Origin of the sequence: Streptomyces mangrovisoli, from assembly GCF_000974985.2 — a bacterium.
GTDB classification, from domain to species: domain Bacteria; phylum Actinomycetota; class Actinomycetes; order Streptomycetales; family Streptomycetaceae; genus Streptomyces; species Streptomyces mangrovisoli.
On record NZ_LAVA02000072.1, the window covers coordinates 1 to 19756 of the forward strand.

A 19756-nucleotide genomic window follows, 5' to 3' on the forward strand; every position below is an offset into this window, starting at 1 on the left:
CTCCCTCCCCGCCCAGCTCCCCCCGCCCCCGGCTGAACGCCACGGTCCCTCGCGGGCCGAGCGCGACCGGGACTGGCTCGGCCGCGGGGCGCTGTCCTTCCTCGCCGAGGCGTCCGACCTGCTCGCCGGGCAGCTCGACGAGAACCTCGTCGCCGCCCTGGCCGGCCAGCTGATCGTGCCCCGGCTCGCCGACTGGTGCGCGGTCTGGCTGGAGGACGAGTCCACCGGGCGCTGGGGGCCGCCGCACCCGGCCCCGGGCGGCGACACGGACGGCTGGGGCGGCCCCGCCGCGGGCACCGGCCCCCGCCTCGCCCGCGTCTGGCACACCAGCGAGAACAGCATCGACGCGCTGCGCCGCGCCCTGGAGAAGGACCCGCCCGGCCACCCCGACGGCCTGCGCGCCGGGCCCGCCCCCTACCCCTGGCCCGGCGCCGCCGCCGTCGGCCCGCACGACACGCACGGCACGGCGCTGGCGTACCGGCTGATCGCCGGGGGCCGCCCGCTGGGCACGCTGGTCATCGGGCGGCGCGGCCTGGCGCGCTTCCCCGACGAGATCACCGGGCTGATCGAGGACCTCAGCCGCCGGGTCGCGCTCGCCATCGGGGCGGCCCGCCAGTACGCCCGCCAGGCCACCATCAGCGCCGTGCTCCAGCGCGGCCTGCTGCCCGGGGCCGTCGCCGAGATCCCCGGGGTGGCCAGCGCCCTCGTCTACGAACCCTGCGACAAGGGCGGCCCCAGCGGGGACTTCTACGACCTCTTCCCGGCGGGCGACGGCCGCTGGTGCTTCGCCGTCGGCGACGTCCAGGGCAAGGGCCCCGAGGCGGCCGTGGTCATCGGGCTTGCCCGGCCCTGGCTGCGGCTGCTCGCCCGCGAGGGCTACCGGGTCGCCGACGTGCTGGACCGCCTCAACCAGCTTCTGCTCGACGACGCCACCGAGGCGGCGGACGCGGCGGCCCGCGCGCTGGTCGCGGCGGGCGGCCGCGCGGTGGCCGCGGGCGACGGTCCGCAGACACGTTTTCTCTCCCTGCTCTACGGCGAGCTCGCGCCCTTCGACGGCGGCGTCCGCTGCACCCTCGCCTCGGCCGGGCATCCGCTGCCGCTGCTGCTGGGCCGCGACGGGTCGGTGCGTACGGCCGCGCAGCCGCAGACCCTGCTCGGGGTGATCGAGGACGCGTCGTACACCAGTGAGAGCTTCGCGCTGGGCCCCGGCGACAGCCTGCTGTGCGTGACGGACGGAGTGACCGAGCGGCGCTCCGGCTCCCGCCAGTTCGACGACGGCGACGGGCTCGCGGCGGCGCTCGCCGGCTGCGCGGGGCTCGGGGCCGAGGACATCGCGGAGCGGATCCGGCGGCTGGTCCACGACTTCGGGGGGCGTCCGCCGGAGGACGACCTGGCGCTGCTGGTCCTCCAGGCGGTGGCGCTCCGCTCGGGGGAGTAGGGGGCTGTGGTCGGCCGCGGGCCGGTGGGGGGCTTTCGCGCGGTTCTCCGCGCCCCTTGAAGGCGCCTGCGCCTGCGCGGGGTCGGGGGGCGGTGGTCGTCCGCGGGTCGGTGGGGGTTGATCGCGCAGTTCCCCGCGCCCCTGGTGGGCCCCTGCCCAGGCCCCCTCAAGGGGTGCGGGGAACCGCGCGGCTGGCCACCCACCGGGCCGCGGGTGGGCTCGTGTCCTGGACAATGGGTCCATGCCTTCCGCTCTTCCCGACGGCGAACCCGTCCCCGACGACGGCGCGCTCCCCGCGTCCGCGCTCGCCGGGGCCGCCGCCCGCCCGCTCGGGTTCTATCTGCACGTCCCCTACTGCGCCACCCGCTGCGGCTACTGCGACTTCAACACGTACACCGCGACGGAGCTGCGCGGCACCGGCGGCGTGCTCGCCTCCCGCGACAACTACGCGGACACCCTGATCGACGAGGTCCGCCTCGCCCGCAAGGTGCTCGGCGACGACCCGCGCCCGGTCCGCACGGTCTTCGTCGGCGGCGGCACCCCGACCCTGCTCGCGGCCGGCGACCTCGTGCGGATGCTGGCCGCGATCCGCGACGAGTTCGGCCTCGCGCCCGACGCGGAGGTCACGACGGAGGCGAACCCCGAGTCGGTCGACCCGGCCTATCTCGCGACCCTGCGCGAGGGCGGCTTCAACCGGATCTCCTTCGGCATGCAAAGCGCGAAGCAGCACGTGCTGCGCATCCTCGACCGCACCCACACCCCGGGCCGCCCCGAGGCCTGTGTCGCCGAGGCCCGCGCGGCCGGTTTCGCGCACGTCAACCTGGACCTGATCTACGGCACCCCGGGGGAGTCCGACGACGACTGGCGGGCCTCCCTGGACGCGGCGATCGGCGCGGGTCCCGACCACGTCAGCGCGTACGCCCTGATCGTCGAGGAGGGCACCCAGCTGGCCCGCCGCATCCGCCGGGGCGAGGTCCCGATGACGGACGACGACGTCCACGCGGACCGCTATCTGATCGCCGAGGAGACGCTGTCGGCGGCGGGCTTCGACTGGTACGAGGTCTCCAACTGGGCCACCTCGGACGCCGGACGCTGCCTGCACAACGAGCTGTACTGGCGCGGCGCCGACTGGTGGGGCGCGGGCCCCGGCGCGCACAGCCACGTCGGCGGCGTCCGCTGGTGGAACGTCAAGCACCCCGGGGCGTACGCGGCGGCCCTGGCGTCCGGCCGTACGCCCGGCGCGGGCCGTGAGCTGCTGAGCGACGAGGACCGACGGGTGGAGCGCGTCCTGCTGGAGCTGCGGCTGCGCGAGGGCGTGCCCCTGTCCCTGCTGCACGAGAGGGGCCGCGAGGCCGCCCGCCGCGCGCTCGCCGACGGCCTGCTCCAGCGGGAGCCGTACGACGCGGGCCACGCGGTCCTCACCCTGCGCGGGCGGCTGCTCGCGGACGCCGTCGTCAGGGATCTGGTGGACTGAGCCCCGCGGGTCTAGATTTCGCCGTCATGATCCCTGGCGGTGAACCCGACGAGAACGCGATCGTGGTGCGGTGGGCGCTGCGGCGGCTGCCCGTACTGGTGCTGCCCGCGCTGCCCGCGTGTCTCATCGGCTCGCTGGGGCTGGCCGCCGTCGTCACCGGCAGCCCGATCGGCCTGCTGTTCCTGCCCTTCGCGGTCCTCGGCTTCCGGCAGCTCCTGCTGGCCTGGCGGGAGCGCGGGCGGGCCCTCGCCTTCGACCGTTCCGGGGTGTGGCGGCTGTCCGCCCGGGGTGCCGAGCTGATCCCGTGGGACGAGCTGGACGGGGTCGGCGTCCAGCGGCAGACGAGCCCCATGGGTGGCTGGTTCCGATCGCCGCCGGGCCGGTGGGGAAAGATCGTCGTGCTGGAGCTGCGGTTCCGCGACGGCGAGGCCGAACTCATCGACATCATGCTCTGCCGCACCCCCTGCGAACGCGCCCTGTGGCGCTACGCCCCGCAGCACCTGCTGTTCGGAGAGGAGACGCGGGCGTAGGGCGGCCGATCACCCGGCGGGGTGAACAGCCCCGGGGTTCCGGTTCGGCGCCTTCGCCGACATCAGGCCCCACCGCTGTCCGTGACGAAGTCGATCAGCTCCTCCACCCGGCCCAGCAGCTCCGGCTCCAGGTCCTTGTACGACCCCACCCGCTTCAGGATCGCCTGCCACACCGCGCCCGTGTTCTCCGACGGCCAGCCCAGCGCCCGGCACACACCCGTCTTCCAGTCCTGACCGTGCGGCACCCGCGGCCAGCCCGCGATGCCCAGCGAGGCGGGCTTCACGGCCTCCCAGATGTCGATGTACGGGTGCCCGACCACCAGCGCGTGCTCGCTCGTCACCGACTGCGCGATGCGCCACTCCTTGGTGCCCGGGACCAGGTGGTCCACCAGGACGCCGAGGCGCGCGTCCGGGCCCGGCGCGAACTCCGCGACGATCGACGGCAGGTCGTCGACGCCCTCCAGGTACTCCACGACCACGCCCTCGACGCGCAGGTCGTCGCCCCACACCTTCTCGACCAGCTCGGCGTCGTGCCGGCCCTCCACGTAGATCCGGCCGGCGCGGGCGACCCGTGCGCGGGCCCCCGGGACGGCGACCGAACCGGAGGCGGTACGGGCCGGGCGCGCCGGGCCCGCGGCGGGCGGGCGCACCAGGGTCACGACCCGGCCCTCCAGCAGGAAGCCCCGCGGCTCCAGCGGGAACACCCGGTGCTTGCCGAAGCGGTCCTCCAGGGTGACCGTGCCCGCCTCGCAGCGGATCACCGCGCCGCAGTAGCCCGTGCCGGGCTCCTCGACGACCAGGCCGGGCTCCGCCGGCACCTCGGGGACGGGCTGCGGCTTCTTCCAGGGCGGGGTCAGGTCCGGAGAGTACTGGCGCATTCGAACGACGATAGGAGAACCGACCCGGACGGACCCACGACACGCCGAAAATCGACGTGCACCGGGCACGCGTCACACACCGGACCCCTGCTCACGACACGCCGAACCGTGCCGCCAGCTCGTCGCGCTGTCGTCGTACGAACGCCGCGTCCACCACCGCCCCGTGACCTGGCACGTACCGCGCGTCCTCGCCGCCCAGCGCGAGCAGCCGGTCGAGCGCGGCCGGCCACCGGGCCGGGACCGCGTCGGGGCCCGCCTGCGGCTCGCCCGACTCCTCCAGCAGGTCGCCGCAGAACACCACCTCCCGATCGCCCGGCACCAGGACCGCCAGATCGTGCGCCGTGTGGCCGGGGCCGACGTTCGCGATCAGCACCTGGACGCCGCCCCCGAGGTCCAGCGTCCACTCGCCGCTGACCTCGTGGCGGGGCGCGGTCAGCACGTCGAGCGCCTCGTCCGCCGCGGCCGCCTCCAGACCGCACCGGATCGCGTCCGCCCGCAGCTCCCCGGCCTCGTGCGCGAACACCGCCCCGACCCCGACCGCGCCGAACACCTCGGCGCCCGCGAAGGCCGGGGCGCCGAGAACGTGGTCGAAGTGCGGATGGGTGAGAGCGAGATGGGTCACACGGTGATGCGCCAGCGCCTCCGCCTGGGCCCGCAGCCGCGCGCCCTCCCCGAGCCCGGACCCCGCGTCGACGACCAGCGCCGCGCCCCGGCCGACCACCAGCCCCGCCGTGCAGTCCCAGCGCGGCAGCCTGCGGCGTCCCACCCCGGACGCCACCCGCTCCCACCCCAGCTCTTCCCAAGTCACCGTCATACCGCGACGCTAGCCCTACGACGCCGACGGCACCCGAACCCCGGCGGCGGACCTTGCCCGGGGCGTACCCCACGGCCGTACACTGAGCTGGGGAGCGCTGGCACTCGCGCGCGCAGAGTGCCAGGCGAAGCGCCACAGGAACGACATACGGGAACGACGGCTGGAGGTGTGCGCGGGATGCTGAGTGAACGCAGGCTCCAGGTGCTGCGCGCCATCGTCCAGGACTACGTCGGCACCGAGGAGCCGGTGGGCTCCAAGGCGCTCACCGAACGGCACAGCCTCGGCGTCTCCCCGGCGACGGTGCGCAACGACATGGCGGCCCTGGAGGACGAGGGCTACATCGCGCAGCCGCACACCAGCGCCGGGCGCATCCCCACCGACAAGGGCTACCGGCTCTTCGTCGACAAGCTCGCGGGCGTCAAGCCGATGACCCAGCCCGAGCGGCGCGCGATCCAGAACTTCCTCGACGGCGCCGTCGACCTCGACGACGTGGTGGCCCGCACGGTGCGGCTGCTCGCGCAGCTGACCCGGCAGGTCGCGGTGGTGCAGTACCCGTCCCTGACCCGTTCGACCGTGCGCCACGTGGAGCTGCTGTCGCTCGCGCCCGCGCGGCTGATGCTCGTGCTGATCACGGACACCGGCCGGGTGGAGCAGCGGCTGGTGGACTGCCCGGCGCCGTTCGGCGAGGCCTCGCTGGCGGATCTGCGGGCGCGGCTCAACAGCCGGGTCGCGGGCCGCCGGTTCGCCGACGTGCCGCGACTCGTGGAGGACCTCCCGGAGGCCTTCGACGTCGAGGACCGCGGTACGGTCTCCACCGTGCTCTCCACCCTTCTGGAGACACTGGTCGAGGAGAACGAGGAGCGGCTGATGATCGGCGGCACCGCCAATCTGACCCGCTTCAACCATGACTTCCCTCTCACGATCCGTCCCGTGCTCGAGGCGCTGGAGGAGCAGGTCGTGCTCCTCAAGCTCCTGGGCGAGGTGAAGGATTCGGGCATGACCGTGCGCATCGGTCACGAGAACGTGCATGAGGGACTCAACTCCACGTCCGTGGTCTCGGTCGGCTACGGTTCGGGCGGCGAGGCAGTAGCCAAGCTCGGCGTGGTCGGACCGACCCGCATGGATTACCCGGGAACGATGGGAGCGGTACGCGCAGTGGCACGGTACGTCGGACAGATCCTGGCGGAGTCCTGAAGTGGCCACGGACTACTACGCCGTACTCGGCGTGCGCCGCGACGCGTCGCAGGACGAGATCAAGAAGGCGTTCCGGCGGCTCGCCCGCGAGCTGCACCCGGACGTCAATCCCGATCCGAAGACGCAGGAGCGGTTCAAGGAGATCAACGCCGCTTACGAGGTCCTGTCGGATCCGCAGAAGAAGCAGGTCTACGACCTCGGCGGCGACCCCCTCTCGCAGGCGGGCGGCGCGGGCGGTGCCGGTGGCTTCGGCGCCGGCGGCTTCGGCAACTTCTCCGACATCATGGACGCGTTCTTCGGCACGGCGTCGCAGCGCGGACCGCGCTCGCGCACCCGCCGCGGCCAGGACGCCATGATCCGGCTGGAGATCGAGCTCGACGAGGCGGCCTTCGGCACCACGAAGGACATCCAGGTCGACACGGCCGTCGTCTGCAACACGTGCAACGGCGAGGGCGCGGCCCCCGGCACGGCGGCGCAGACCTGTGACATGTGCCGCGGCCGCGGCGAGGTGTCGCAGGTGACCCGGTCCTTCCTGGGCCAGGTCATGACCTCCCGCCCCTGCCCCCAGTGCCAGGGCTTCGGCACGGTCGTGCCGACCCCGTGCCCGGAGTGCGCGGGTGACGGCCGGGTGCGCTCGCGGCGCACCCTGACCGTCAAGATCCCGGCCGGTGTCGACAACGGCACCCGCATCCAGCTGGCCGGCGAGGGCGAGGTCGGCCCCGGCGGCGGACCGGCCGGCGACCTGTACGTCGAGATCCACGAGCTGCCGCACAGCACCTTCCAGCGGCGCGGCGACGACCTGCACTGCACGGTCACCATCCCGATGACCGCGGCCGCCCTCGGCACCAAGGTGCCGCTGGAGACCCTGGACGGCATGGAGGAGGTCGACATCCGGCCCGGCACCCAGTCCGGCCAGTCGATCCCGCTGCACGGCCGGGGCGTCACGCACCTGCGCGGCGGCGGTCGCGGCGACCTGATCGTGCACGTCGAGGTGCAGACCCCGACCAAGCTCGACCCGGAGCAGGAGCGGCTGCTGCGCGAGCTGTCCAAGATGCGCGGCGAGGAGCGCCCGACGGGCCAGTTCCAGCCGGGCCAGCAGGGCCTGTTCTCCCGCCTGAAGGACGCCTTCAACGGCCGCTGACGGCGGCCACCGGAAGGGCTTCGAAGGCCGCCGACGGCGGCTCCGCGAGCGCTTTCCACCAGCCCGGGGACGCCCCCGGCCGGACCTCCGGCCGGGGGCGTGCCATTGGCCTATGCCGGGCGGAAGGCTGGATTCGGACTTGTTGGGGGGACGTGACAACATGCCGTCATGTCCTCCGCACTGACCGATCTCTTCCCACTACCGATCGTGCAGGCCCCCATGGCGGGCGGCGTATCCGTCCCGCAGCTCGCCGCCGCCGTGTCCGAGGCGGGCGGGCTCGGCTTCCTCGCCGCCGGGTACAAGACGGCCGACGGCATGTACCAGGAGATCAAGCAGCTGCGGGGACTCACCTCCCGCCCCTTCGGCGTGAACGTGTTCATGCCGCAACCGGAGCATTCCGACCTCTCCGCCGTGGAGGTCTACGCCCACCAGCTGGCCGGCGAGGCCGCCTGGTACCGCACCGAGCTCGGCGACCCGGACCGCGACCGGGACGACGGCTACGACGCCAAGCTCGCCGTGCTGCTCGACAAGCCGGTGGCCGCCGTGTCGTTCCACTTCGGCGTGCCGAGCGAGGACACCCTGGAGGCGCTGCGCCGGGCCGGCACCCTCACCCTGGTGACCGCGACCACCGCCGAGGAGGCGCTCGCCGTGCAGCGGGCCGGCGCGGACGCGGTGATCGCGCAGGGCGTCGAGGCGGGCGGCCACCAGGGCACCCACCGCGACATCCAGGAGAACGACGGCACCGGCATCGGGCTGCTCTCCCTCGTCGCGCAGATCCGCGAGACCGTGGACATCCCGATCGTCGCCGCGGGCGGCATCATGCGCGGCGGGCAGATCGCCGCGGTGCTCGCCGAGGGCGCGAGCGCGGCCCAGCTCGGCACGGCGTTCCTCGCCACCCCCGAGTCGGGCGCGCCCACCGTGCACAAACAGGCCCTGATCAACCCGCTGTTCGTGCGCACCGACCTGACCCGGGCCTTCTCCGGGCGCCCGGCCCGCGCCCTGGTCAACCGCTTCCTGCGCGAGCACGGGCCGTACGCCCCGGCCGCCTACCCGGAGGTGCACCACCTCACCGTGCCGCTGCGCAAGGCGGCCGCGAAGGCGGACGACGCGCAGGGCATGGCGCTGTGGGCGGGACAGGGCCACCGGATGGCCCGGCAGCTGCCCGCGGGGCGGCTGGTGGAGGTGCTGGCCGGCGAACTCGCCGCCGCCACGACAGCGTTGTCTGCGTTTCCGCAGGCGGGAGGAGACGTCCTATGACCGCGCCGGTGTTCGTGCTCGACCCCCTTCCGGCCTTCGAGGCGGGGGAGTTCGTCCTCGACGGCCCCGAGGGACGCCACGCGGTGTCCGTCAAGCGGCTGCGCCCCGGCGAGGACGTCGTCCTCACGGACGGCCGCGGCCGCTGGGTCGAGGGCGTCGTCAAGGCCGCCGAGGGCAAGGACCGCCTCGTCCTCACGGGCCTGGACAAGGTCGTCGAGGAACCGCGGGAGCAGCCCCGCATCACCGTCGTCCAGGCCCTTCCCAAGGGGGACCGGGGCGAGGTGGCGGTGGAGACCATGACCGAGGTCGGCGTCGACGCGATCGTGCCGTGGGCGGCCTCCCGCTGCATCACCCAGTGGCGCGGCGACCGCGGCCTGAAGGCGCTCGCCAAGTGGCGGGCCACCGCCCGCGAGGCCGGCAAGCAGTCCCGGCGGGCGCGCTTCCCCGAGGTCGCGGACGCGGCGAGCACCAGGCAGGTGGCCGAGCTGCTGGCGCGCGCCGACTTCGCCGCCGTGCTGCACGAGAGCGGCGACAGGTCCCTCGCGACCGCCGAACTGCCCGCCGAGGGCGAGATCGTGCTCGTCGTCGGCCCTGAGGGAGGCGTGTCGCCCCAGGAGCTGGCGGCGTTCGCCGAGGCGGGGGCGGCGAGTTACGTCCTCGGGCGTAGCGTGCTGCGTACATCGACCGCCGGGACGGCCGCGGCCGCCCTGCTCCTCGGCCTGACCGGCCGCTGGTCCTGACCTGAGCCGCACCGACCACACGGGGAAGGAACACCTTGGAACTCGCTCAAGTACGGCTGCTCGTCAGCGACTTCGCCGCCTGTTACCGCTTCTACGGTGAAGTCCTCGGCCTCAAGCCGCAGTCGGGCGCCGAGGGCGGCCCCTACGAGAAGTTCAGCCCGGCCACCGGATCGGCGGGCATCGCGCTCCAGGACCGGTCGATGATGGCCGAAGTCCTCGGCGAACTGGGCGACTCGGCCACCGGACACCGCTCCCTGGTGGTGCTCAGGATCGACGACCTGGACACCTACTGCGAGACCATCGCGGCCCGTGGCGCGGAGATACTGCACGGCCCCGCCCCGATGACCGACCGGATGCGCGTCGCCCATCTCAAGGACCCCGAGGGCAACCTCGTCGAACTCCAGCAGTGGCTGCTGTTCGGCGGCTGAACACCCGTACGGGCGGCGGAACTCGCGGGGCGCTCGAGTGGCCGCATGCGCCCTACCGCGGCCGCCGAGGTGGTGGCAGGCTGCCCCCATGGGGGTGTTGAGACGGTTACGACCCGAGCGACGGCAGCGGCGCGCGTTCGCGGTGGCGGCGCTCGCACTGGTCGCCGGCGGCGGCGCCGTGGCGTGCGAGCCGGGCGAGCTGACCACGGCGTCGGTGGCGTACACCACCGACAAGACCGCGACCGCGGAGCTGAACCGGCGCCATGTGCACGTGCGCTGGCTCAGCTGCACGGCGAACTTCGGCAGCGCGGACAAGGCGTACACCCCGGGGAAGTCGCCCTCGCCGTCGCAGACCACCGTCGCCTCCGTGGACTGCCAGGGGCAGACCGACGACGGCAGGAAGATCACCGTGACCGGCAAGGTCACCCGCGCCGTCGACGGGGCCTGCGTGCGCGGCGATCTCGTCGCGACGGTGGGCGGCAAGCAGGCGTTCCGCGTCTCCGGGCTCGGCGACTGCACGGCCGCGTCGACCCCCGCGGTCACCTACCGGCCGAGCGGCGGACAGCCCGAGCCGACCGTCACCGTGACCGTCACCCGCACCCTGTGGTGCAAGGGCGACCCGACCTGCTGGCCGGTCGAGGGCAAGTGACCCGGGCCGGGGAGCCACCGGGTGGGCGGTGGTCGCGGACCGGCAAGTGATCCGAACCCCTCCCGTCGCCCGGCGCCGCTGCATAGGCTGACCAGGTGACTCACCCCCTGCCGCCCGAGCAGCCCGCGTATCTCCGCTTTCCGCATCTGCGTGGCGATACGGTCGTCTTCACCGCCGAGGACGACGTCTGGCTCGCGCCCCTCGACGGCGGACGGGCCTGGCGCGTCAGCGCCGACAACATGCCGGTGACCCATCCGCGCCTGTCGCCCGACGGCACCCTCGTCGCCTGGACCTCCACCCGCGACGGCGCACCCGAGGTGCATCTCGCGTCGGTCGCCGGCGGACCGTCCAAACGCCTCACGTACTGGGGCAGTTCGCGCACCCAGGTGCGCGGCTGGACCCCCGACGGGCAGATCCTCGCGGTCAGCGCCGCGGGCCAGGCGAGCCTGCGCCGCAGCTGGGCGCGGGCCGTCCCGCTCGACGGCGGACCCGCCACCACCCTGCCGTACGGCCCTGTGGGCGACGTCGCGTTCGGCCCGCACACCGTGCTGCTGTCCGCGCCGATGGGCCGTGAGGCCGCCTGGTGGAAACGCTACCGGGGCGGCACCGCGGGCAAGTTGTGGATCGACCGCGACGAACCCGGCGAGTTCGTCCGGCTGCACGAGGACCTCGACGGCAACCTGGAACAGCCGCTCTGGGTCGGCGACCGAGTGGCCTTCCTCTCCGACCACGAGGGCACCGGCGCCCTGTACTCCTCCCTCGCCGACGGCTCCGACCTGCGCCGCCACACCCCCCTCGACGCCTTCTACGCCCGGCACGCGGCCACCGACGGCACCCGCGTCGTCTACGCCAGCGCCGGCGAACTCTGGCTCCTGGACGACCTGGACGGCGCCGAGCCGCGCCGCCTGGACATCCGGCTCGGCGGCCCCCGCGTCGACCAGCAGCCCTACCCGGTCGACGCGGCCCGCTGGTTCGGCTCCGCGTCCCCCGACCACACCGGCCGCGGCAGCGCCGTCTGCGTGCGTGGCGGCGTCCACTGGGTGACCCACCGCTCCGGCCCCGCCCGTGCCCTCGCGGTACGGCCCGGCGTACGCGCCCGGCTGCCCAGGGCCTTCCGCGCGGACGGCGAGGAGTGGGTGGTGTGGGTGACCGACGCGGAGGGCGACGACGCGCTGGAGTTCGCCCCCGCGACCGGCCTCGCTCCCGGCGCCACCCCGCGCCGCCTCGCGGCCGGCCGGCTCGGCCGGGTGCTGGGCCTCGCCATGGCGCCCGACGGCAGCCGCGCCGCGGTCGCCGCGCACGACGGACGGCTGCTGCTCGTCGAGCGGGAGACCGGCGAGGTCCGCGAGGTCGACCGCAGCGAGGACGGCGACGTCACCGGCCTGGTCTTCTCGCCCGACTCGGCGTGGCTCGCCTGGTCGCACCCCGGGCCGCGCCCGCTGCGCCAGCTCCGGCTCGCCAACACCACCGACCTGTCGGTGACCGAGGCGACCCCGCTGCGCTTCCAGGACTACGCGCCCGCGTTCACCGCCGACGGCAAGCACCTGGCGTTCCTGTCCACCCGCTCCTTCGACCCGGTCTACGACGAGCACGTCTTCGACCTCGCGTTCGTGGTCGGCGACCGCCCGCACCTGATCACACTCGCCGCGACCACGCCCTCGCCGTTCGGCCCGCAGCGGCACGGCCGTCCCTTCGAGGCGCCGGACAAGGACGAGACACCCGACAGCGAGGGCACCCCGGCCACCCGCGTCGACCTGGAGGGCCTCGCCGACCGGATCGTGCCCTTCCCGGTGGAGGCCGGCCGCTACTCCGGCCTGCGGGCCGCCAAGGACGGCGTGCTGTGGCTCAGGCACCCGGTGCACGGCGTGCTCGGCGCCAGCCGCGCGCGGCCCGACGACCCCGACCCGCGCAGCGAGCTGCAGCGCTACGACCTCGTGCAGCAGCGCCTGGAGCATCTCGCGGACGACGCCGACCACTTCCGGGTCAGCGGCGACGGCAAGCGGGTCCTGCTGTGGTCCGACGGCCGGCTCCGGGTCGTGCCCAGCGACCGCCGCGCCTCCTCGGACGAGGACGGCGACACCGCCTTCACCATCGACCTCGGGCGGGTGCGGCAGAGCGTCGACCCGGCCGCCGAGTGGCGGCAGATGTACGACGAGAACGGCCGCATCATGCGGGACAACTTCTGGCGCGCCGACCTGAGCGGCGTCGACTGGGACGGCGTCCTCGACCGCTACCGGCCCGTCCTCGACCGCGTCGCCACCCACGACGACCTGGTGGACCTGCTCTGGGAGGTGCACGGCGAACTCGGCACCTCGCACGCCTACGTCACGCCGCGCGGCTCCGGCGGCGGCCCCCGCCAGGGCCTGCTCGGCGCCGACCTCTCCCGCCACGACGACGGCAGCTGGCGCATCGACCGCGTGCTGCCCGCGGAGACCTCCGACCCCGACGCCCGCTCCCCGCTGGCCGCGCCCGGCGTCGCGGTGCGCGCCGGGGACGCGATCCTCGCGGTCGCCGGACAGGGCGTCGACCCGGTGACCGGTCCGGGACCGCTGCTGGTGGGCACGGCGGGCAAGCCGGTCGAGCTGACGGTCTCCCCGTCCGGCGGCGGCGACCCGCGGCACGCGGTCGTCGTGCCGATCGCCGACGAGGAGCCGCTGCGCTACCACGCGTGGGTCGCCGACCGGCGCGCCTACGTCCACGAGCGTTCCGGGGGCCGGCTCGGCTATCTGCACGTGCCCGACATGCAGGCCCCCGGCTGGGCCCAGATCCACCGCGACCTGCGGGTGGAGGTGGCCCGCGAGGGCCTGGTCGTCGACGTCCGGGAGAACCGCGGCGGGCACACCTCGCAGCTGGTGGTGGAGAAGCTGGCCCGGCGGATCGTCGGCTGGGCCAACCCGCGCGGGATGCGGCCCTACAGCTACCCGATGGACGCGCCGCGCGGCCCGGTGGTCGCGGTGGCCAACGAGTTCTCCGGCTCCGACGGCGACATCGTCAACGCGGCGATCCGCGCCCTCGGCATCGGCCCGGTGGTCGGCACCCGCACCTGGGGCGGCGTGATCGGCATCGACAGCCGCTACCGGCTGGTCGACGGCACCCTCGTCACCCAGCCCAAGTACGCCTTCTGGCTGGAGGGTTACGGCTGGGACGTGGAGAACCACGGCGTCGACCCGGACATCGAGGTGCTCCACCGCCCCCAGGACTGGGCCGCGGGCCGGGACCCCCAGCTCGACGAGGCGATCCGCCTGGCCCTGGAGACGCTGGAGACCAGCCCGGCGAAGACCCCGCCGTCACCGCCTTCCTGACGGACGTTCAGGGCAGGGCAGGACGGGCCCCCACCCGGCCCGGCCCCGCCCCGCCCGCGGCCCGCTGGCCCGTGCCGTCCGCGGTCCCACCGGTCCGCGACCCCCGCGGCCCCGCCCGCCCGGTCCCGCCCGCTGTCGTCGCCCGGACGACGGCCCGCCGTCCGGAGGAGAGCCCGCCGCCCGGACGACGGCCCGCCGTCCGTCGACCCCGTGCCCACCGGCGATACGATGCCCAAAACCGATCAACCCCCGGAGGGAACCCGCATGGCAGGGGAGCCGCAGGAGGACTGCCTGTTCTGCAAGATCGTCGCGGGGCAGGTCCCGGCGACCATCGTCCGCGAGACGGAGACCACCGTCGCCTTCCGGGACATCAACCCCCAGGCGCCGACGCACGTCCTGGTCATCCCCAAGGCGCACCACAAGGACGCGGCCACCCTCGCCGCCGAGGCCCCCGAACTCGCCGCCGACGTGCTGCGCGAGACGCGGGCCGTCGCCGACGAGGACCAGCTGGACAGCTACCGGGTGGTCTTCAACACCGGTGCGGGCGCCGGGCAGACGGTCTTCCACGCGCACGCGCACGTGGTCGGCGGCCGGGGCCTCGCGTGGCCCCCCGGATAGGCGACGGTGTCCGTGCGTGAGCTGGTGGTGCTCGGCACCGCCAGCCAGGTCCCCACCCGCCACCGCAACCACAACGGCTATCTGCTGCGCTGGGACGGCCAGGGCTTCCTGTTCGACCCCGGCGAGGGCACCCAGCGGCAGATGCTGCGCGCCGGGGTCGCGGCGCACGACATCGACCGGATCTGCGTCACCCACTTCCACGGCGACCACAGCCTCGGGCTCGCCGGAGTGATCCAGCGGATCAACCTCGACCAGGTGCCGCACGAGGTCACCGCCCACTACCCGGCCTCCGGGCAGCGCTTCTTCGACCGGCTGCGGTACGCCACCGCCTACCGCGAGACCGTCGGCATCACCGAGGCGCCCGTCGCCCGCGACGGCGTCCTCGCGCGGACGACGTCGTACACCCTGGAGGCCTTCCGGCTCTCCCACCCCGTGGAGTCCTACGGCTACCGCATCACCGAGCCCGACGGGCGCCGGATGCTGCCCGAGAAGCTCGCCGCGCACGGCATCACCGGACCCGACGTGGGCCGCATCCAGCGCGACGGCGTCCTCGACGGAACCTCACTGGACGACGTCAGCGAGGTGCGCCGCGGGCAGCGGTTCGCGTTCGTCATGGACACCCGGCTCTGCCCCGGGGTGCAGGCCCTCGCCGAGGGCTGCGACCTGCTGGTCATCGAGTCCACCTTCCTCGACGAGGACGCCCGGCTCGCCGCCGAGCACGGGCACCTCACCGCCGGCCAGGCCGCGCGCACCGCCACCGACGCGGGCGTACGGCACCTCGTGCTCACCCACTTCAGCCAGCGCTACCCCGATCCGGAGGAGTTCGAGCGCCAGGCGCGGGCCGCGGGCTACGAGGGCGAGCTCACCGTGGCACAGGACCTCATGCGCGTACCGGTCCCGAAGCGCAGGTGAAAGCGCCGTACGATACTGCGATGCCCCTCCCCAAAGCCGAACTGCACCTGCACATCGAAGGCACCCTGGAGCCTGAACTGGCGTTCGCGCTCGCCGCGCGCAACGGTCTGACCCTGCCCTGGGCGGACACCGAGGAACTGCGCCACGCCTACCGGTTCGAGGACCTCCAGTCCTTTCTGAACCTGTACTACGAGCTGATGACCGTCCTGCGTACCGAGCAGGACTTCGAGGACCTCGCGAACGCCTACCTCGCCCGCGCCGCCGCACAGGGCGTGCGCCACGCGGAGATCTTCTTCGACCCGCAGGCCCACCTGGCCCGCGGCGTCGCGATGGGCACGGTCGTCGAGGGGCTGTGGCGGGCGCTCGGCGCGAGCGAGGCGAACCACGGGATCTCCACCGCGCTGATCCTGTGCTTCCTGCGCGACGAGTCCGCCGCGTCGGCGCTCGCCACCCTGGACGCCGCGAAGCCCCACCTCGACCGGATCACCGGCGTGGGCCTGGACTCCGCCGAGGTCGGCCACCCGCCCGTGAAGTTCCGTGAGGTCTTCGAGGCGGCCGCCGCCCTCGGCCTGCGCCGGGTCGCGCACGCCGGCGAGGAGGGCCCGCCCGAGTACATCACCGAGGCCCTCGACGTGCTCGGCGTCGAACGCGTCGACCACGGCCTGCGCTGCATGGAGGACGGCGCGCTGGTCGAGCGCCTGGTGCGCGAGCGGATCCCGCTGACGCTGTGCCCGCTGTCCAACGTCCGGCTGCGCACCGTCGACACCCTCGCCGACCACCCGCTGCCCGCCATGCTCGACGCCGGGCTGCTGTGCACGGTCAACTCCGACGACCCCGCCTACTTCGGCGGCTACGTCGGCGACAACTTCGACGCGGTGGCCGAGCGGCTCGGGCTCACCGAGGACAGGCTGCGCGAGCTCGCCCGCAACTCCTTCCTCGCCTCCTTCCTGGAGCACGACGAGGAGCGCCGGGCGCGCTACATCGCCGAGGTGGAGGCGTACACCTTCTCGTAACGGACGGACGCGGCGGCGGGCGCCGGGCGACGGCGCGCGCCGCCGGTGCGCAGGGCGACCGCGGTCATCGGCACCGCGACCGCCAGCAGCCCGGCGGCCAGCACCGTGCCCATCGCCGGGTAGCCCGCCCGCGCGGCCAGCAGGCTGCCGGCCAGCGGCCCCGCCGCGGTGCCCAGTGAGGACGCCGAGCCGACCAGCACCGCCCAGCGGCCCCGCGGGTCCAGGGAGGCGGCCAGCCCGATGACGTACGACAGGACGACCGGGTAGAGCACGTTCCAGGCGATCTCGCCGAACGCGAAGCCGCCCAGGTCCCGGGCCGAGGCGCTGAGCGCGATGCAGCCCGCGATCAGCACGGTCCCGCCGCCGATCGGCAGCGCCCGGCCGAGCCGCTGCCCGAGCGCGCCCGCGCCCAGCACGCCGAGCAGGGCCGCGCCCAGCGCGACCGCGAACACCACGCCCACGGCGGCCTCGCCGAGGTGCGCCTGCGTGGTGCCGATCCGGCCGCTGACCCCCCACAGGCTGTTCTGCGCCAGGGACCACAGCAGCAGCGCGGCGGCGAGGACGGCGCCGGCGCGCGGTCGGGGCAGCGGGCCGTGCGCGGCGCGGCCGGGTCCGGTCGCCGTCCGGGCCGGCAGGCGGCCGGTGAGCGGCCACACCGCGACCATGGTGAGGGCGATCGCGGCCAGCGGCTGCGCGTGGCCCGCGCCCAGGTGCGGGACGGTCAGATAGACGACGGCCGCGAGCACGGAGACCCCGAGCAGGCCGAGCGTGGACACCCGGTGCGGGTCGCGGCGCCATCCGCCGGACCCGGCGCCGGCGGGCTGTGCGCCCAGGGCGGCGATCCCGGTGGCGGCGACCGTGGTGGCCGTGCCGGAGCCGAGGCCGCCGAGGACGGTGCCCGCGATCACGGCCGGTACGGCATGGGTCAGGGCGGCGCCGCCGTAGCCGAGGACGGCGAGGGCGAGCCCGGCGCGGGCGAGGGCACGCGGCCCGAACCGGTCGGCCCGGCCGGCCAGCAGGAATCCGGCGGCGGCCGAACTCAGCAGCAGCGCGCTGCCGATGGCGCCCGCCTGGGTGGCGGACAGGGCGAGGGAGGCCCCGAGCCTGCCGACGATCGTCGGCAGCAGATAGGGGGCCAGGTACCCGGCCGTGAAGAGGGCGACGAGGGGCCAGGGGGTGATGCGGGGGGCGGACACGGGCGTTCCCGGGGCATGCGGAAGGAGCGGCTCGGCTCGGGGGGAGGGGAGGAGCGCAGGCCGTCGAGGGACAGGAACGCGCGAGCAAGTTGTATCAAGCGGTTGGTTGTGGATGAAGAGCGGTTTGGGTGTGATGTGCGGCACGGTGGGTTTGGGGCGGGGGGAGGGGGGTAGGCGCGTCCCCTCTTGGGCTTGGGGCGCCCCGATCCGTCGGTGGGCGGACACCACCCCGGGCCGGTGGGGCCCGGTCGCGCAGTTCCCCGCGCCCCTTTGGGGGTGGGCGGCGCTAAGGGGTGCGGGTCAGCGCCAGTTCGGGGCGCCTGCTGTTGTCGGGGCCGTCGCCTCGATCCTCGCCCTGGTCTCGTGCATCACCGCCACGATCCGTTCCTCGTGTGCCGGGGTCAGCCGGGCCACCGGTACCGAGCAGCTGATGGCGTCCCGTGCGGGGGAGTCGTAGCGCAGCGCGAAGCCGAACCCGACGATCCCGAGGACGCTCTCCTCGCGGTCGACGGACCAGCCGCGCTCGCGCACCTCCGTGAGGTCCGCGGCCAGCGCCTGTCTGCCGGTGCGGGTGTTGGGGGTGAGCGCCTCGAAGGGCCCCTCGGGCAGCTCCGCGTCGGGGCGCTCCGCGAGCAGCGCCTTGCCCAGCGCTCCCGCGTGCGCGGGCAGCCGTCGCCCCACCCTGCTGATCGTGCGCAGATAGGCGTGCGACTCGCGGGTCGCGAGATAGGCGACGTCACGGCCGTCGAGCCGGCCCAGGTGGATGGTCTCGCCGAGCGCCTCGGACGCCTCGTCGAGATGGGGGCGCGCGATGCGCACGCGCGGGTCGGAGTCGAGGTAGCTGGTGCCGGTCAGCAGGGCGTGGATGCCGATGCCGTAGAGCGAGCCGGTGACGTCCGTGCGCACCCAGCCGTGCGCGATCAGGGTCTGGAGCAGCGCGTACATCGAGCTGCGCGGCACGGCGAGTTCGTCGGCCAGCTCCTGGAGGCGTGCCGGGCGGTCGCCGCGCGCCGCGAGCAGCTCCAGCAGCTCGACGGTCCGCGCCGCCGACTTCACCTCGCGCACGCCCGGCGTCTCCGGTCTCTCCGGTCTCTCCGGCATGGGGTGATCGTAAGGGGCGGGCGGGGGAGCCGTCGCCGCCGGGCGGGCCGGGGCGTCGTTGACGCCGGGCGTTCGCGTATCTAGGCTCTGTCTTCATACGTGGATGACGTCTACATAGGGAGATGGATGACGGTGGCGCACACCGAGGCGGTCCGCAGGCTGCGCGACGGCATGGCCCGCGGGGTGCTGTCCTTCCCGCTCACCGCCTTCCACGAGGACGGCACCCTCGACCCGGACGGCTTCCGCGCCCATGTCGCCGACCGGCTCGCCACCGCACCCGGCGCCGTCTTCCCGGCCTGCGGCACCGGCGAGTTCTTCTCCCTGGACGAGGACGAGTACCGGCAGGTCGTGACCATCGCCGTCGAGGAGTCCGCGGGCCGGGTCCCGGTCGTCGCGGGCACCGGCTACGGCTGGGCGCAGGCGGCCCGCTTCGCCCGCATCGCCGAGGACGCGGGCGCCGACGCCCTGCTCGTCCTGCCGCACTACCTGACCGCCGCCCCGCAAGGCGGCCTGGTCGCCCAGCTGGAGTGCCTCGCCGCCCGCACCCGGCTGCCCCTGATCGCCTACCAGCGCGGCCAGGTCGCCTACGGCCTCGACGCGTTCCGGCGCATCACCCGCATCCCCGGCGTCGTCGGCCTCAAGGACGGCCACAGCGACCTGGACCGGCTCCAGCGGCTCACCCTCGCCGCACCGGAGGACTTCCTCTTCTTCAACGGCGCCGCCACCGCCGAGATCCAGGCGCGGGCCTACGCCGCCGTGGGCGTCCCCGCCTACTCCTCCGCCGTGCACGCCTTCGCGCCGGAGGTCGCGAACGCCTTCTTCACCGCCCTGCGCGACGGCGACGGCGGTACGGCCGACAAGCTGCTGCGGGACTTCTACGTCCCGCTCGTGGAGATCCGCGACCGTGTGCCCGGCTACGCCGTGTCCCTCGTCAAGGCGGCGGCCCGGCTGCGCGGCGAGCGCGTCGGCCCCGTGCGCGCCCCGCTCACCGACCCCTCGCCCGCCGACCTGGCCGAGCTGCGGGCGCTGCTCGCCACCGGCCTCGACCTGGTGGGAGCCGCCCTGTGACCG

18 protein-coding genes are annotated in these 19756 nt (G+C 74.6%); 14 read left to right on the top strand and 4 right to left on the bottom strand.

What is annotated here, in order from left to right; genetic code table 11:
• The 3 genes from WN71_RS27250 to WN71_RS27260 all read left to right on the top strand — a co-directional run.
• The coding region (locus tag WN71_RS27250; protein ID WP_167382963.1) for a PP2C family protein-serine/threonine phosphatase at positions 1 to 1438 on the top strand (1438 nt) is incomplete at its 5' end.
• 241 nt (positions 1439 to 1679) lie between these two features.
• Positions 1680 to 2912 (top strand): radical SAM family heme chaperone HemW, encoded by a 1233-nt coding sequence (gene hemW / locus WN71_RS27255; RefSeq protein ID WP_046581752.1) that lies wholly within the window; start codon positions 1680 to 1682, stop codon positions 2910 to 2912.
• Positions 2913 to 2938: 26 nt separating this feature from the next.
• Positions 2939 to 3442: a hypothetical protein gene (locus tag WN71_RS27260; RefSeq protein ID WP_046581753.1), complete on the top strand. Its 504-nt coding sequence runs from the start codon at positions 2939 to 2941 to the stop codon at positions 3440 to 3442.
• Between the two features lie 62 nt (positions 3443 to 3504).
• On the opposite strand, the gene WN71_RS27265 is transcribed toward WN71_RS27260, so the two are convergent.
• On the bottom strand, positions 3505 to 4320 hold the full coding sequence (locus WN71_RS27265) for a DUF3097 domain-containing protein (protein ID WP_046581754.1): 816 nt from the start codon (positions 4318 to 4320) through the stop codon (positions 3505 to 3507).
• Positions 4321 to 4411: 91 nt separating this feature from the next.
• Complete coding sequence (locus WN71_RS27270) at positions 4412 to 5134, bottom strand: MBL fold metallo-hydrolase (protein ID WP_046581755.1); 723 nt, start codon at positions 5132 to 5134, stop codon at positions 4412 to 4414.
• A gap of 177 nt (positions 5135 to 5311) precedes the next feature.
• Here WN71_RS27270 and hrcA point away from each other — a divergent pair, with 177 nt between their 5' ends.
• The 10 genes from hrcA (at position 5312) to WN71_RS27320 (ending at position 16388) form a co-directional block, all read left to right on the top strand.
• Positions 5312 to 6328 carry a heat-inducible transcriptional repressor HrcA gene (gene hrcA / locus WN71_RS27275; protein ID WP_046581756.1) on the top strand — a complete coding sequence of 339 codons (1017 nt, stop codon included), beginning with the start codon at positions 5312 to 5314 and terminating at the stop codon, positions 6326 to 6328.
• 1 nt (position 6329) lies between these two features.
• Positions 6330 to 7469, top strand: a complete 1140-nt coding sequence (gene dnaJ, locus WN71_RS27280; protein WP_046581757.1) for a molecular chaperone DnaJ — start codon at positions 6330 to 6332, stop codon at positions 7467 to 7469.
• 168 nt (positions 7470 to 7637) lie between these two features.
• Positions 7638 to 8726: a nitronate monooxygenase gene (locus tag WN71_RS27285; protein WP_046581758.1), complete on the top strand. Its 1089-nt coding sequence runs from the start codon at positions 7638 to 7640 to the stop codon at positions 8724 to 8726.
• The gene (locus WN71_RS27290; RefSeq protein WP_046581759.1) at positions 8723 to 9466 is read left to right on the top strand and encodes a 16S rRNA (uracil(1498)-N(3))-methyltransferase; all 744 of its coding nucleotides are present in this window, start codon (positions 8723 to 8725) and stop codon (positions 9464 to 9466) included. Before WN71_RS27285 ends, WN71_RS27290 begins: the two co-directional genes overlap by 4 nt.
• Before the next feature lie 35 nt (positions 9467 to 9501).
• A complete protein-coding gene (locus tag WN71_RS27295) occupies positions 9502 to 9894 on the top strand; it encodes a VOC family protein (RefSeq protein ID WP_046581760.1) in 393 nt (130 codons plus the stop codon).
• Positions 9895 to 9982: 88 nt separating this feature from the next.
• Positions 9983 to 10543, top strand: a complete 561-nt coding sequence (locus tag WN71_RS27300) for a hypothetical protein (RefSeq protein ID WP_240529785.1) — start codon at positions 9983 to 9985, stop codon at positions 10541 to 10543.
• Between the two features lie 107 nt (positions 10544 to 10650).
• Positions 10651 to 13845, top strand: coding sequence for a S41 family peptidase (locus WN71_RS27305; RefSeq protein WP_046581825.1), 3195 nt, complete (start codon positions 10651 to 10653; stop codon positions 13843 to 13845).
• Positions 13846 to 14109: 264 nt separating this feature from the next.
• A complete protein-coding gene (locus tag WN71_RS27310) occupies positions 14110 to 14463 on the top strand; it encodes a histidine triad nucleotide-binding protein (protein WP_046581762.1) in 354 nt (117 codons plus the stop codon).
• A 6-nt stretch (positions 14464 to 14469) separates the two neighbouring features.
• A complete protein-coding gene (locus WN71_RS27315) occupies positions 14470 to 15375 on the top strand; it encodes a ribonuclease Z (protein ID WP_046581764.1) in 906 nt (301 codons plus the stop codon).
• Positions 15376 to 15395: 20 nt separating this feature from the next.
• Positions 15396 to 16388: an adenosine deaminase gene (locus tag WN71_RS27320; RefSeq protein ID WP_046581766.1), complete on the top strand. Its 993-nt coding sequence runs from the start codon at positions 15396 to 15398 to the stop codon at positions 16386 to 16388.
• Here WN71_RS27320 and WN71_RS27325 read toward each other — a convergent pair.
• Positions 16352 to 17584, bottom strand: a complete 1233-nt coding sequence (locus WN71_RS27325) for an MFS transporter (RefSeq protein WP_046581768.1) — start codon at positions 17582 to 17584, stop codon at positions 16352 to 16354. The genes WN71_RS27320 and WN71_RS27325 overlap by 37 nt on opposite strands.
• Positions 17585 to 17884: 300 nt before the next feature.
• Complete coding sequence (locus WN71_RS27330) at positions 17885 to 18685, bottom strand: IclR family transcriptional regulator (RefSeq protein ID WP_046581770.1); 801 nt, start codon at positions 18683 to 18685, stop codon at positions 17885 to 17887.
• A 126-nt stretch (positions 18686 to 18811) separates the two neighbouring features.
• Here WN71_RS27330 and WN71_RS27335 point away from each other — a divergent pair, with 126 nt between their 5' ends.
• Positions 18812 to 19753 (top strand): 5-dehydro-4-deoxyglucarate dehydratase, encoded by a 942-nt coding sequence (locus WN71_RS27335; protein ID WP_046581772.1) that lies wholly within the window; start codon positions 18812 to 18814, stop codon positions 19751 to 19753.
• Positions 19754 to 19756 lie beyond the last annotated feature (3 nt).